General features: G+C 64.7%; 16 protein-coding genes. 6 read left to right on the top strand and 10 right to left on the bottom strand.

What is annotated here, in order from left to right; translation table 11 throughout:
• Positions 1-12 precede the first annotated feature (12 nt).
• The 4 genes from BHK69_RS22405 (at position 13) to BHK69_RS22390 (ending at position 3,360) form a co-directional block, all read left to right on the top strand.
• On the top strand, positions 13-456 hold the full coding sequence (locus BHK69_RS22405) for a hypothetical protein (protein WP_069692023.1): 444 nt from the start codon (positions 13-15) through the stop codon (positions 454-456).
• An 81-nt stretch (positions 457-537) separates the two neighbouring features.
• Complete coding sequence (locus BHK69_RS22400) at positions 538-1,062, top strand: transporter suffix domain-containing protein (RefSeq protein ID WP_199578972.1); 525 nt, start codon at positions 538-540, stop codon at positions 1,060-1,062.
• 137 nt (positions 1,063-1,199) lie between these two features.
• A complete protein-coding gene (locus BHK69_RS22395) occupies positions 1,200-2,324 on the top strand; it encodes an HlyD family secretion protein (RefSeq protein ID WP_083269617.1) in 1,125 nt (374 codons plus the stop codon).
• 40 nt (positions 2,325-2,364) lie between these two features.
• Positions 2,365-3,360 carry a DUF2955 domain-containing protein gene (locus BHK69_RS22390; protein ID WP_425285527.1) on the top strand — a complete coding sequence of 332 codons (996 nt, stop codon included), beginning with the start codon at positions 2,365-2,367 and terminating at the stop codon, positions 3,358-3,360.
• On the opposite strand, the gene BHK69_RS22385 is transcribed toward BHK69_RS22390, so the two are convergent.
• From BHK69_RS22385 to BHK69_RS22370, 4 genes are all read right to left on the bottom strand, one after another.
• On the bottom strand, positions 3,333-3,692 hold the full coding sequence (locus tag BHK69_RS22385; protein WP_069692021.1) for a hypothetical protein: 360 nt from the start codon (positions 3,690-3,692) through the stop codon (positions 3,333-3,335). The genes BHK69_RS22390 and BHK69_RS22385 overlap by 28 nt on opposite strands.
• Positions 3,693-3,899: 207 nt before the next feature.
• Positions 3,900-4,940, bottom strand: a complete 1,041-nt coding sequence (locus tag BHK69_RS22380) for an alpha/beta fold hydrolase (protein WP_069692020.1) — start codon at positions 4,938-4,940, stop codon at positions 3,900-3,902.
• A 65-nt stretch (positions 4,941-5,005) separates the two neighbouring features.
• Positions 5,006-6,763 carry a redoxin domain-containing protein gene (locus BHK69_RS22375; protein WP_069692019.1) on the bottom strand — a complete coding sequence of 586 codons (1,758 nt, stop codon included), beginning with the start codon at positions 6,761-6,763 and terminating at the stop codon, positions 5,006-5,008.
• A gap of 129 nt (positions 6,764-6,892) precedes the next feature.
• Positions 6,893-7,303, bottom strand: a complete 411-nt coding sequence (locus tag BHK69_RS22370) for an organic hydroperoxide resistance protein (RefSeq protein WP_069692018.1) — start codon at positions 7,301-7,303, stop codon at positions 6,893-6,895.
• Positions 7,304-7,451: 148 nt separating this feature from the next.
• Between BHK69_RS22370 and BHK69_RS22365 the strand changes: the two genes are divergently transcribed.
• Complete coding sequence (locus BHK69_RS22365) at positions 7,452-7,907, top strand: MarR family winged helix-turn-helix transcriptional regulator (protein WP_069692017.1); 456 nt, start codon at positions 7,452-7,454, stop codon at positions 7,905-7,907.
• A 217-nt stretch (positions 7,908-8,124) separates the two neighbouring features.
• Here the strand turns inward: BHK69_RS22365 and BHK69_RS22360 are convergent, their stop codons facing one another.
• The 4 genes from BHK69_RS22360 to BHK69_RS32965 form a co-directional block, all read right to left on the bottom strand.
• On the bottom strand, positions 8,125-9,195 hold the full coding sequence (locus BHK69_RS22360) for a YihY/virulence factor BrkB family protein (protein WP_069692016.1): 1,071 nt from the start codon (positions 9,193-9,195) through the stop codon (positions 8,125-8,127).
• Between the two features lie 383 nt (positions 9,196-9,578).
• On the bottom strand, positions 9,579-9,809 hold the full coding sequence (locus BHK69_RS22355) for a hypothetical protein (protein WP_148663543.1): 231 nt from the start codon (positions 9,807-9,809) through the stop codon (positions 9,579-9,581).
• Between the two features lie 436 nt (positions 9,810-10,245).
• Positions 10,246-10,749, bottom strand: coding sequence for a YciE/YciF ferroxidase family protein (locus BHK69_RS22350; protein WP_069692014.1), 504 nt, complete (start codon positions 10,747-10,749; stop codon positions 10,246-10,248).
• Positions 10,750-10,804: 55 nt separating this feature from the next.
• Positions 10,805-11,062 (bottom strand): hypothetical protein, encoded by a 258-nt coding sequence (locus BHK69_RS32965; RefSeq protein ID WP_069692013.1) that lies wholly within the window; start codon positions 11,060-11,062, stop codon positions 10,805-10,807.
• Between the two features lie 54 nt (positions 11,063-11,116).
• Between BHK69_RS32965 and BHK69_RS31645 the strand changes: the two genes are divergently transcribed.
• The gene (locus BHK69_RS31645) at positions 11,117-11,326 is read left to right on the top strand and encodes a CsbD family protein (RefSeq protein ID WP_083269616.1); all 210 of its coding nucleotides are present in this window, start codon (positions 11,117-11,119) and stop codon (positions 11,324-11,326) included.
• Here the strand turns inward: BHK69_RS31645 and BHK69_RS33640 are convergent.
• Both BHK69_RS33640 and BHK69_RS22335 read right to left on the bottom strand, forming a co-directional pair.
• Positions 11,254-11,547, bottom strand: a complete 294-nt coding sequence (locus BHK69_RS33640; RefSeq protein ID WP_425285579.1) for an aminoglycoside phosphotransferase family protein — start codon at positions 11,545-11,547, stop codon at positions 11,254-11,256. The genes BHK69_RS31645 and BHK69_RS33640 overlap by 73 nt on opposite strands.
• Positions 11,548-11,670: 123 nt before the next feature.
• Complete coding sequence (locus BHK69_RS22335) at positions 11,671-12,438, bottom strand: SDR family NAD(P)-dependent oxidoreductase (RefSeq protein ID WP_069692011.1); 768 nt, start codon at positions 12,436-12,438, stop codon at positions 11,671-11,673.
• Between the last annotated feature and the right edge of the window lie 180 nt (positions 12,439-12,618).

Raw genomic sequence — 12,618 nt, 5'->3', positions numbered from 1 at the left:
GAGGAGAAGACCATGATAAAATTCGTGCTACCCATCGCGCTCGGCTGCTTCGTCTGGAGTGGCACGGCGGGAGCCCAGCAGCGCAATCTCGGGCCGGCGACCGGCTCCGTCAGCATCCGCCAGCTCCAGGTCGCCTTCATCGGCTCGGGCGCGATCGGCGGCGGTGTTCTCAAATTCGGCGGGCGCTCCTACGACATCACCGTGGCGGGCCTGGGTGTCGGCGGTATCGGCGCATCGCGTCTGCTTGCCCGCGGGCCGGTCTATGGTTTGCAGCGCGTCGATGATTTCGTCGGTCCCTATGTCCAGCTTCGCGAAGGCTGGGCGATCGGTGACGAGGGACGCGGCAGGCTCTGGCTGCGCAATGCCAAGGGGGTGACCCTGCGCCTCAACACCCAGCGGCGAGGCCTCCAGATCTCACTTGGCGCGGACGGCGTCGTAATCGGCTTCAAGCAATAGGTTCATGGGCCGCTGAAGCGGGGCGCCTGACAGGGCCCCGTCTTCGGTGTCGCTGCTTCTTTGACTCGGGGAGTTTTCGACATGACCAACATGACGACGGACGTATCAGCGACCCCTTCGAGCGGCTGGCGCTTCAAGCTGGGAATCTTCATCTTCATCTTCGCCTTCGCATTGTGGCTGCTCATTCCGCTTGCTGCCTCAATGGGCGTTGCAGGACCACGCATCGCAGCGATGACGGGTGCGATCTTCGTCGCCAACAAGGTCCTGCTCCTGACTTGCATCGCGGTGATGGGCAAGGCCGGCTTCCAGCAGCTCAAGGGGTTGGTCTTCGGCTATGCCAAGGGTTTGGCGCCGAGCGGCCCGATTGGCCCGGCACGCCATGTCATCGGATTGGTGATGTTCTGCCTGCCGCTCGTCACGGCGATGCTCGAACCTTATGTCGACCAGTTCTTTCCGGGACTGAGGCCGAATATCTGGCAACTCCAGGCGCTCGGTGACCTCATGCTGATCGCCAGCTTCTTCGTTCTGGGAGGCGATTTCTGGAACAAGATTCGCGCCTTGTTCGTGCGCACGACCACGGTCGTCGACAGCGGCGCAGGCAGCTAGAGCGTTCAATCTGCGAAAGCGCTTTCGAGCGGAATGGCTATCGGTTTTGCGTGAAGAAAACCTACTGAAACAATGATCTGGAGCGGTTTCCGACCAAACTGGATCGGACATAGCTCTAACGGCCGAAAGGGAGTCCGATGAGCACAGACGCGCCCGGTGTTCCGGCAGAGGCGACTGAGCCGCTGCCCGCGACACGCGATGCCGAAGCCAATCCGCTGCGCAAGACGGCGCTGGTGGTCGTGGTGGTGGTCGCTGTGCTGTTTGCACTGTCGATCGCCATGGAGCGCCTGACGCCGTCCTCCGCCCAGGCGGTGGTTCAGGCCTATGTGGTGCGGATGGCGCCCGATGTCTCCGGCCGCGTCGTCGAGGTCGGTGTCGTCGACAATGCGCGCGTCGCGGCGGGACAGCTCCTGTTCCGGATCGATGCCAGGCCTTTCGAGATTGCGGTGACGGAGGCGCAGGCGCAGGTCGAGCGCATCGGCCAGACGCTGGGCGCATCGACGGCGGCGGTGGAGGCGGCCCAGGCGAAGCTGGTCAAGGCGGGGGCCGATTTCGAGAATGTGCAGTCCCAGACGCAGCGCACGCTTGAACTGGTGCAGCGCGGCATCACCGCGAAGGCCAAGGGCGACGAGGCGCGCGCGGCTCTGGAGGGGGCACGGGCGGCGGTCGATGGCGCGCAGGCCGATCTGGCGAAAGCCCGCGAGGAGCTCGGACCGGCAGGCGCCGACAACCCGCAATTGAGGGGCGCTCTGGCGCAACTCGAGCGGGCCCGCCTCAACCTGCTTCACACCTCGGTCGTGGCACCCGCCGCCGGCGTGGTCTCCAACCTCCAGCTCGCCACCGGCCAGTTCATCGGCGCCGGTCAGGCCGCGCTGAGCTTCATCGATGCGAGCTCGATCTGGATTTCGGCGAACTTCAAGGAAAACAGCCTGGAGCACATGTCGCAGGCCGACAGCGCCGAGATCGTGATCGACGCGCTGCCCGGCAGCATCTTCAAGGCGAAGGTGGAGAGCATCGGCTGGGGTGTCTCGCAAAACAGCGTCGATCCCAGCACGGGCCTGCCCACCATCCGCAACAGCAGCGGCTGGATCCGCGACCCGCAGCGCTTCCCGGTGCGCCTGATCTTCGATGGCGAGCTGCCAAACCGGGTGCGGTTCGGCTCCCAGGTCAATGTGGTCGTGTATACCGGCCAAAATCCCGTCGCCAATGCGCTAGGCGCCGCGTGGATCCGGATTCTCTCGGTCCTGACCTATGCCAGCTGAGGCATCCCCGCGAAGCCTGGAGATCGCCCGTCAGCGGCGCATGGGGCTGCGGGTCGCGCTGGCGGTCGCGATTGGACTGAGCTTCGGCATCGGCAGCGGTGCGGTCATTCCCTTTCTGGGGCCGCTTTTCGCCGCGCAGTTCCTGCTCGGCGGCGCCAGGCCGCTGCCGCTGGCGAAGGCGATGGGGACTGTCGGGCTGATCCTGCTGGCCGGACAGTTTTTCATCGTCATGGTCGGTATATTTGGCGGCCGGCCGGTACAGATGCTTATCCTGCTGGGGCTGTTCTTCTTCCTGTGCTTCTTTCTCCAGGCGCAAGGTAAAGGCGGGCCGGCGATCTTCCTGTCCTTGGTTATCTCGGTCATGGTGCCGTTGCTCGACCTGCTCCATGGCGACCTCGACCAGAGCATGATCATGATCCTGTTCCAGGGCAGCGTAGGCGGCGTGGTGCTGTCCTGGCTCGCCCATGCCGCTGTGCCGGAGCCCGCCGGGGCCGCCGATAAATTGCCTCCACAGGCCGTCGCGCTGAGCAACCCGACCGCCCGTGCCTTGGCCAACACGGCCATCCTGCTGGGTTCGGTGACCCTGTGCCTGACCAACAGCGCCTTCTCCTCTGCGATCGTCATCCCGATCACCGTCTCTTCCCTGCTGCTTCAGCTCGATCTCGCCGGCGGCGCGCGCGCGGCGCTGGGCCTCGTCGCGGTTAATCTGCTCGGTGGGGTGCTCGCTTCGCTGGCGTTCACGTTCCTAGAAATCCGCCCCTCGCTGGTCCTGTTGTTCTTCACCACGCTGCTGGTCGGCCTCATCCTGGGAGGCCGGGCCGCGATGGCCTCGCCGCTGGGCAAAGTCTATGGCGGTGCGCTCACCACATTCCTGATCCTGCTGGGAACGGGCCTGTCGCCGCTGCCGACATCGACGCCGGAGTCGTTCTCGACACGGGTCTTCTACGTGCTGCTGGCGATCGCCTACGCGCTCTGCGCGACAGCGCTGTTATGGTCTCGCGCGCCGGTTCAGCGACGTGTCAGCAGCCAAGGGTAGCGGCGCAGATATCTGTCGCAGACCTGTTGTTCCAGGCCCTTGGCGTAAGCCGCGGAGAACTCCTTGGCGAAGTCCGCGCCGCCCATCGTCGTCGCCCGTGACGAGATGCCCCCGGCCTTGGTTTCGGGATGGGCCTTGCCGTCGGGAAAGGCTTGCGCCTGCGACCCCGTGTCGACGAGCGCGAGACCGCGGCAGCGCGCCGCCGCCTCGCTGGCCGCCCCGATCTGGTAGAGAGCCCGGGGCGAGCCCGCCTCCGGCCGCGCCTGGGCAGACACCGGCAAGGCAGCGACCAAGGCCAGCATCAGCAGCGCCGCCGCGAATTGTCCTTGCAACGACGCCTCCCATAATCGCGAGTGGCTCGCGTCGCCACGATCGCAACAGGTTACCACGAATTCCACACTGCGTTTCGAAGAGTTCCAGGACTCTTCGAGGGGTTCCATGACGCTTCGTGCGAAGGTGCCGATCTGCTCCGATATCTGATCGGTCAGGAAGCTGCCGCGATGGCGATGCGCTCAAACTCGGTCAGTCCCCGATCAGGTTCAAGCGCGATCGACCGCGATGATCGCTTCAGCGAATGCTGCGGGCGCCTCCTGCGGAGGGTTGTGCCCGATCCCGCCGGAGAGGGGCCTGTGCTGATACCAGCCCGAGAACTTCCTGGCATAGGCTGCCGGGTCCGGGTGCGGTGCACCGTTGGCGTCGCCTTCCAGCGTGATGGTCGGCACGGCGATCGAGGGAGCCTGGGCGAGGCGCTGCTCCAGATCGTCATAGCGGGCCTCGCCCTCCGCCAGACCAAGCCGCCAGCGGTAGTTGTGGATGGTGATGGCGACGTGATCGGGATTGTCGAGAGAGGCCGCGCTGCGCGCGAAGGTGGCGTCGTCGAAGGCCCAGCGCGGCGATGCGGTCTGCCAGATCAGCCGCGCGAAATCATGCGTGTTCTGCTGATAGCCGAGCCGGCCGCGCTCGGTCGCAAAATAATACTGGTACCACCAGTCCTGCTCGGCTTTCGGCGGCAGCGGCATCCGGTTCGCGCTCTGGCTGCCGATCAGATAGCCGCTGACCGAGACCATGGCCTTGACGCGTTGCGGCCAGAGCGCCGCGACGATGTTGACGGTCCGCGCCCCCCAGTCGTAACCGCCGAGAACGGCCTTCTCGATCTTGAGTGCGTCCATCAGCGCGATCACGTCGACTGCAAGCGCCGCTTGTTGTCCGTTTCGCGGCGTCGCATCCGACAGGAACCGGGTCGTCCCGTAGCCACGCAGATGCGGCACGATCACGCGGTAGCCTCCGGCCGTCAGCAAGGGCAGGACATCGACATAGCTGTGGATGTCGTAGGGCCAGCCATGCAGCAGGATGACGACGGGGCCGTCGCTCGGGCCGGCATCGACATAGCCGATAGTGAGGACCCCGGCCTCGATCTGCTTGAGGGCGGGGAAGCCCGAGGCGCCGGCTGGTGCTGCCGTCGGCTGGGCGATGGCCGGGCCGATCGGGCCAAGCTGCGTGGCCGCAAGAGCAGCAGTTGCGCCTGCCAGCAGGCAGCGGCGGTTCTGGTCGACGGATTCGGGGGAGCGGGAAGGCTGCATTGTCGTTCTCCGAGGAGTGTCTGGAGGATTGTTGGGCGTCTTGAAGGGGGCGCTGGGCCTTCGCCTCAGCCGAAGGTGAAGGCGTAGGCGCGCACGCCCGGATCGAGGAACTCGATCTCGACGGTCCGATCCGTGACCGGGCCGGCCTGGCGCACGAGCTGGTAGAGCCGCCCGTCGCGGACGGTGCCCAAGCCCTGCTCGTCGATGTCCGAGCCGTGGCTTGCTCCCGGCGCGGCGCCGTCGATCCTGACGCGAAACCGGACCGGGCGGTCGGGCGAGCCCGGAACCAGCACGAGATGCAGGTCGCGGGCATGGACGCGATAGCGCAGCCCGCCTCCGGCCTGGTTCAGCGCGGCGAATTCGGGACCGACCGTCCAGTTGCCCGACAGGCTCCAGCCATTCGCCGGCAGCGCGGCAGGGTGGCGGTATTCGCGCGGTTCGTCCGGGGTGAGCGAGCCGGGCGAGGCGAAGCGCTCCGCCTTGTCATGGCCCAGATAGGTTTCGGGCGAACGGAGATTGCTCCAATCCGCTTGCTTCTGGGCGCCCCGGCCTTCGACCGGTTGGCTGGAACCGGCGGTGCCGATCGCGTTCGCCTCGGTCAGCAGGCGCCGGATGACCTGCTCGGACTGGTCGTAGCGGCCTTCGCCGGTCGCCTGATGGCGGATGCGGCCGTCAGCGCCGACGATATGGACGCCCGGCCAGCCGGCATTGCCGAAAGCCCGCCAGATGCGAAATTCATTGTCGAGCACGACCGGATAACGCACGCCGAGCGCCGCGCTGCCCCGGGCCACATTGTCCGGATCTTTCTCGAAGGCGAATTCCGGCGCGTGGACGCCGATGACGACGAGGCCTTGATCCTTGTACCTGTCCGCCCAGGCCTTCAGATGCGGCAGCGCGCGCAGGCAGTTGATGCAGGAATAGGTCCAGAAACTGACGACGACGACCTTGCCGCGCAGCGCTTCGGCGCGAAGCGGCGGCGAATTGATCCAGCCCTGCCTGTCGAGTAGCGCAGCGAGTGGACCCGACAAGGTATCGGGGACGGCGGCGTCGGCCGATTGCCCGAAACGGCCAAGGGGATTTGCGATGCTTGTCATGAGCGTGTTCTCCAGCCTGGAGGTCTGCTCGGCGGAGAGGCGCTGCAGCAGGCTGGTGTCGAGGCCAAGTCCGAGCAGCGCCACGCTGCCGATGACGGCGGCCCCAGTGAGCCGGCGTGCCCGCTCGACCCAGGGCAGCGAAGGCCGCAGGCGGGCGAGGAGTTGCCGCCCGGCGAGAATGGCGGCGGCCAGCGAGCTGGCCGCGCCGAGGCCGTAGGCGAGCAGGAGCGCGCTGGTCTGCGGACCGGGCCCGTTGAGCGCCGCGCCCGAGAGGATCAGCCCCAGCACCGGGCCGGCGCAGGGCGTCCAGAGCAGTCCGGTGGCCACGCCGAGGACGACCGAGGAGAGCGTGCCCGCCGGTCCGCTCTGCGCCCGTCCTTCTTCCGTCCATGCCGCCAGCCGCGATCCAGCCCCCACCAGCGGCGAGGCAAACCGGGCGGCGAGCGAAGGAAAGATCAGGCTAAGACCGAAGCCGGCGAGCAGGATCAATGCGACGGCGCGCCCGAAGCGGTTCGCCTGGACAGCCCAGCCCCCGGCGACCGCTGCGAGGCTCGCCACCGCGGCGAATGCAAAAGCCAGCCCCAGCAGCATAGGCAAGCTGTTGCGAAGGAAGGACTGGCGATGGAGGGACCGGTTCGCCTGCGCCAGGATGAACGGCACGACCGGGAGGATGCAGGGCGAGAGGATCGTCAGCACGCCCGCGAGATAGGCCAGGATGAAAAGGGACAACGGTGCCCTCCTTCTCGGTTCAAGATCTGCTCAGTGCAAGGCTTGCGTCGGCGTGGAATTGGAAGCCAATGCCGGGCCGCCCTCACCCTTGCCGCGATAGGCGTGCGGTCGCCGGAGCCGTGCAAATGCTCAGAGGACGGTCGTCGCCACCTCGATATTGCCGTGCGTGGCCTTGGAATACGGGCAGGTCTGGTGCGCGGCTTCGACCAGCGACTGGGCAATCTCGGGCTCGATGCCGGGAAGGCTGACATTGAGCCGGACGCGCAGGAAGTAGGCCCCGTCGGTATTGGCGAGATCGACCTCGGCATCGACGGCCGTGTCGGCGGGAAGCCGGATCTTGCGTGAGCCGGCGGCAAGGCCGAGCGCGCCGATGAAGCAGGCGGACCAGCCGGCGGCGAAGAGCTGCTCGGGATTGGTGCCGGCGCCCGATGAGCCGGGCGAGGAGAGGGCGATATCGAGACGGCCGTCAGAGCTGCGCGCGGCGCCTTCGCGCCCGCCGGTGGTGTGGGTCTTGCCGGTATAGAGGACCTTGGTGGTCATGGCGGCGTCCTTTCCATTTTTGATCGTATCCGCTTTAATCGGATGCGCTGTAAGTGGGCGGCGCACCTGGGATTGTCAACCCCTTCCGATTTAATCGCATGCGATCTATATTGGCCTTATCCGGCCCACGCTGAAGCGGGAGACGTCCATGACCAAATTGAAAGCCCCTGGCCTGGCAACGGCGAAGCTCGCCGATTTCATGTGCTTTGCGGTCTATTCGGCCAATCTCGCCTATGGCCGGGCCTATAAGCCGATCCTCGAGGCGCTGGGCCTCACCTATACCCAGTGGATCGCGATCGTGGCCCTGTGGGAGGAGGACAACCAGACGGTCAAGAGCCTGGGCGAGAAGCTGTTCCTCGAGTCGAACACGCTGACGCCGATGCTCAAGAAGCTCGAGGAACTGGGCTATCTGCGCCGCCGACGCGATCCCGAGGATGAGCGGCAGGTCATCGTCAGCCTGACGGAGGAGGGGCGCCGCCTGCGCGAGAAAGGAGCGCAGAGGACACTGGTCAAGGCGACCGGCATGGATGCCGATGAGTTTGCTGGGACGCAGAAGGCAGTCGTCAAGCTCCGCAACAATCTGATCGCGCACGCGCAGAAGTGACGGCCCGCCTCCGGCAGAGGGCATGCAGCGATCGCAGGCAGCTATCGAAACTGAAAACCTGCCTCTCGAAAAGCTTGCCGTCTCGGCGATGTCTCTTCGTCGAAGCCGCTTATCGCGAGGCTTGGGAACGTGAACTCCCCTGCGAAGATTCAGCAAGGCGGACGATCGCCACGATCAATCCGGCGCATCGTCTTCGCTATCCCAACCTGCCGTCGAACTAACCCTTTCGATCGGCGGCGTCAGCTCCGCGCATTCCTATCGGCATTGGGGGGCCCTTAGTCGTATCGCGATCTGTTTGGCGCTCGCACTCCGAATTGAGTTCCGCGCCCACCAGGACGATGGTTGCCGACAGCCACATCCAGGTTAGCAGTCCGATGACAGCGCCGATCGCACCATAAGTTTTGTTGTAGTCCTCGAAGTTGGCGACGTACCAAGACAATAGCAGGGATGCTGCGAGCCACCCGACGCTGGCAAAAACCGCGCCGGGGCTGACCCAACTCCATTGGGCTGCATCGCGGCTCGGGCCGAACCGGTAAAGCGCCGACAACCCGAGCATGAGCGCAAAGATCAGAACCGGCCAGCGCGCCAGAGAAATCAACAGCTCAGCCCCGCTGCCGAGATAGAGGCGGTCGAGCAGGACAGGCAGCGCGGCGATCGCACCGAGGGCGAGTAAGACGAAAAGCAGAACGCCGACGGTAAAGCCAAGAGAGATCAGGTTCAGCCTGACGAAGCCCCGTTTCTCGTCTTCGCCATAAGCTACGTTCAAGGCATCGAAGATGGCTTTGATGCCAGCGTTGGCGCTCCAGATGGCGACGGCAAGCCCGAACGCAAATGCGAATCCCAGCTTCGCGTCGCCGGCTTCTGTAATGCGCGTCACCTGATCGCGGAAGAAATTACTCGAACCCGGCGGGAGAAACCCGGCGACCACACCGATGTGCTCTCCGATTGTGCTAGGTTCCGCGACGAGGCCGTAGATCGAAACGACGGCGGTCAGCGCTGGAAAAAGGGCGAGCAGCGCATAGAAGGTCACCCCCGCGGCGACAGCCCGAACCCGATCGCGATCGACCTCGTAGTAGGTTCGGCGCAGGATGTCGGCCCACCCTCCCACCGGAATGTCCGTGGGAGTGACGGCCCGTGCGCCTTGTTGTGATCGATGTGCAGTCTTCTGTTCGTACGCGTTGTCACGCGCGCTGACCTCGGCATTCGAAAGGCGCGAGAACAGCATTGCGCTGCCCAAGCCCGCGAGAGCAGCAATTCCCACGTCCCTGAGCAATCGTTGATGGCGCATGTCGCGTCTCCGCGACCCAACCAACGCCAGCCAAGCGCAAATGTTCGAAAACAACCTGACGCGATCGCCCCCGGCCTAGCACCGCGATCTGGACGCCCCCGCGGGTTTTACTCGCTCAAGCTTACCTCGTAACGGCGAGGCTCAGAGACAGCCGGGGTAGGGGGTCTTTTAAAAGCTGCGCAAGGTGGATGCCATTGGGGCGAACCATCTTGGACGGCGGCTGTCGGCCCAGCTCTGCGCCGGCCCAGCCAAGCTTTCTGAGTCAAGCGTGCTCTTAACGGTGAAACGTAGCCATCGGCCGCAACCATTGCGCGCCAGCAGGGCACCGCCGATTCATCGACCGCGACGCATGATGCGCGTCTCGTTTCCGAGCTATCAGCTGCTCACAGGTCCCGCGTCCGATCCGGCAGTTTATCGACGGCTTCGTCAGCCCCTTCGTCACGGTGAAGGACGCCCTCGCGCAGCACCTTGGTCGCCGCGTCGACCTTCTGGGCGGGATCGGTTTTCAGGCCGTCTGTTGACGGCGTGGCCTTCAACCCGACGTCGTCAGGTTTCTTGCTTTTGTTGCGGGCACTCGCCGCGAAAGTAGCCAGGGCTTCGGGTTGCTTTGCCATTGTCTCCTCCTCTTTTGCCGAGGAAACCAACGACACTGGGGTGGTGTTCCATTTCTGACGCGGAGTCTGCCCAACGTGATGGTTCCGCAGCGATCAGCTCGTGCGGACCACGCCCGTTGCACCGATCCAAACGCTACGATGGATGAACGCTGCGATGGATGCTTGGGAGTTTAAGGCCGAAGGGCGCTTCCATTGCAGCGCTATCACTCCGCCGGCGCTTGCCTTGTCGATATTGCCGTCGACCACCCGTCCGAAGGGATCAAGGTGCTTCGATTGGCAGGGCCTAGTCTGGTCGCCTGAGCGCGACCGCGCTCTCCGCGGAGCGAGCCGCCTAGCGTCGGGATAGGACCGAGAACCGCACAGCAAACGGAACATAGGGCGAAAATGCCCCGCCGGTTCAAAAACTGGCGGGGCCGATTGAGTGCAACCTCGCCTACTATGCGGCCTTGCGGTTGATCCCGCTCATCGCGAGCTTTGTCAGCTTCTCGTCAGTCGCGGCCTCTTCATCGAGGTTCTGCTTCAAGAGAGCAGCGCAATCTTCGCGGCCGAGTTGTTTCGCCCAGGCAACGAGCGTGCCGTAGCGGGTCATCTCGTAGTGCTCGACTGCCTGCGCAGCCGCTATCAGAGCTGCGTCGAGAACTTGCTTGTCATCAACCTCTCCGGCGACGTCGCTCGCCTCGGAAAGGATGCCGTCGATCGCAGGGCAAGTGACGCCCTTCTCCTCCACACCGTGCTGCTTGAAGACCTGCTTCAAGCGAGAGATGTGGCCCTCGGTTTCCTGAAGGTGTGTCTGGAAACCCTGCTTCAACGCCGGGCTGGTTGCCTTCTCGATCATGTCGGGGAGTGACTTTTTGATCTGGTTCTCGGCGTAGTAGATGTCTTGGAGTGTGTGGACGAAGAGATCGTCCATTGTCGCGATGTCCTTGGTGAACCATCCCATGAGAGCCTCCTGTCACATTGCCCAGCCCTGAACAGGAAGAACAACAAGTGAGGGATCAGGTTCCTACCAACGGGCCGAAAGGATGCTGGAGTGCAATGTCGCGCTCATGTTCGGTGAACACCCGTGGTGTATCGCAATAGACCATGAACTTGCCGCTTAGCTCGGCGTCTCCGGCAACAGGAATGAAGGCGAGCGCATGGATCCCTTCAGCGAGAACTGTCGCAATGAGCTGCGGCGGCTCTCTGAGGAGCGCGATGTCCTCGACGATAATCGGGTCAGCGTTGCGCTCGTGGCAGTTCCAGGGCGCTTGCAACCATTTCAGCGTCGGAGCGTTTCTCTATCATCACCTCAGCATTGGGAGAGAGAGATGGACTGGAACCGAATCGAAGGAAACTGGAAGCAGGCAAAGGGCAAAATCAAGGAGCAGTGGGGCAAGCTCACTGACGATGACCTCGATGTCATCGCGGGCAAGCGCGACCAGCTCGAAGGTAAAATTCAGGAGCGCTACGGGCTCGAAAAAGATCGTGTCCGGGCGGATGTCGACGATTGGAGCAAGCGCCAGAACTGGCTGCCATGAGCAGCCGCTTCAGGGATTGATTCCGGCAGGAAGGTCGGCCCGCGACGGCCGGCCTTTTTGCGCTCACGGGTCAGATCGCGGCATCTCGCGCTGCCGCTTTCGTCGCGGGCAAGCAGGCGCGCCGCGCCGTCGCCGCCCTTGTATTCGAGCAGCCGATAGCCGAGGCGCTCCATCCTCGGCCTCGGCAGCTTCAGCATAGCGGGCTCGCCCTGATGGCGCACCTGCAACAGGCGGCTGCCATGGGTGATGATGGCGTCGCCGTCGGGCGCGAGCGCCCAGCGCGACAGCCAAGGCTCAAAATGCAGCCAAGACTCGAAATCGGCAGGCGCAGCGGAATCCACAGATCAGACGCGCCCGATCAGCGGATATTGCTCGGCCTCGTAGAGCTGGCCCGAGACCGGGGCGCTCTCGTCGGAGAGCCAGAAGGCGGTGTGGGCCGCGATCTCCTCAGGCTGCATGATCCGCCCGGTCGGGGCGAGCTTGAGCGGGACATGGTCCTGCCAGCCGGGCTTCTGGCCCTCGCGCTGCTGTGTCGCATCCTCATTGGCGGTGAAGGTCCAGCCAACATTGAGCTGGTTCACCCGGATATGCTCAGGTCCAAGCGCATTGGCGAGGTTGCGCGTCATCGTCATCAACGCGCCCTTCGACATCGAATAGACGGTCAGGTTGGAGAGCCCGCAATAGGCGTTGATCGAGCCGACGGTGACGATGGCACCGCCGGATTTCTGCAGGCGGAAGGCGCGGATCGCGGCCTCGGCGCAAAGCAGCGGCGCGCGGGTGTTGATCGCGAAGATATGGTCGAAGAAGGTCGCCGTGGTCTCGCCGAGCACGCCGCGCGGATAGATGCCGGCATTGTTGACGAGGCCGTCGATGCGCCCGAAGGCCTTCACCGTGGCGTCGATCAGCGTTTGCGCGGTGGCGGGGTCGGCGAGATCGCCGGTGGCCCCTTGCGCCGAGGCGCCGAGATGCCGGCAGGCGGCCGCGACCTCGGCCTCGTCGCGGCCATGGACGAGCACTTTGGCGCCGTCCGCCACCAGCCGCTGCGCCATGGCGTAGCCGATGCCGGTCGAGGAGCCGGTGACGAGGATGGCCTTGCCTGCAAGTCCGCGCATGGTTGCGTCTCTCCCTTTGACTTTCGCTCAGACCTAGCTCGTCTCCTTGCCGCCGTCATCCCGGCGCGAGCGACCGTCATTGCGAGCGCAGCGAAGCAATCCAGGAGGTCTCGCGCTACGCCCCCTGGATTGCTTCGCTGCGCTCGCAATGACGGGGGCTGTGGAGAAACGCCGCAAGCG

It is taken from the genome of Bosea vaviloviae, from assembly GCF_001741865.1.
GTDB classification, from domain to species: Bacteria; Pseudomonadota; Alphaproteobacteria; order Rhizobiales; family Beijerinckiaceae; genus Allobosea; species Allobosea vaviloviae.
This window is presented reverse-complemented; position numbering and strand designations above follow the sequence as displayed.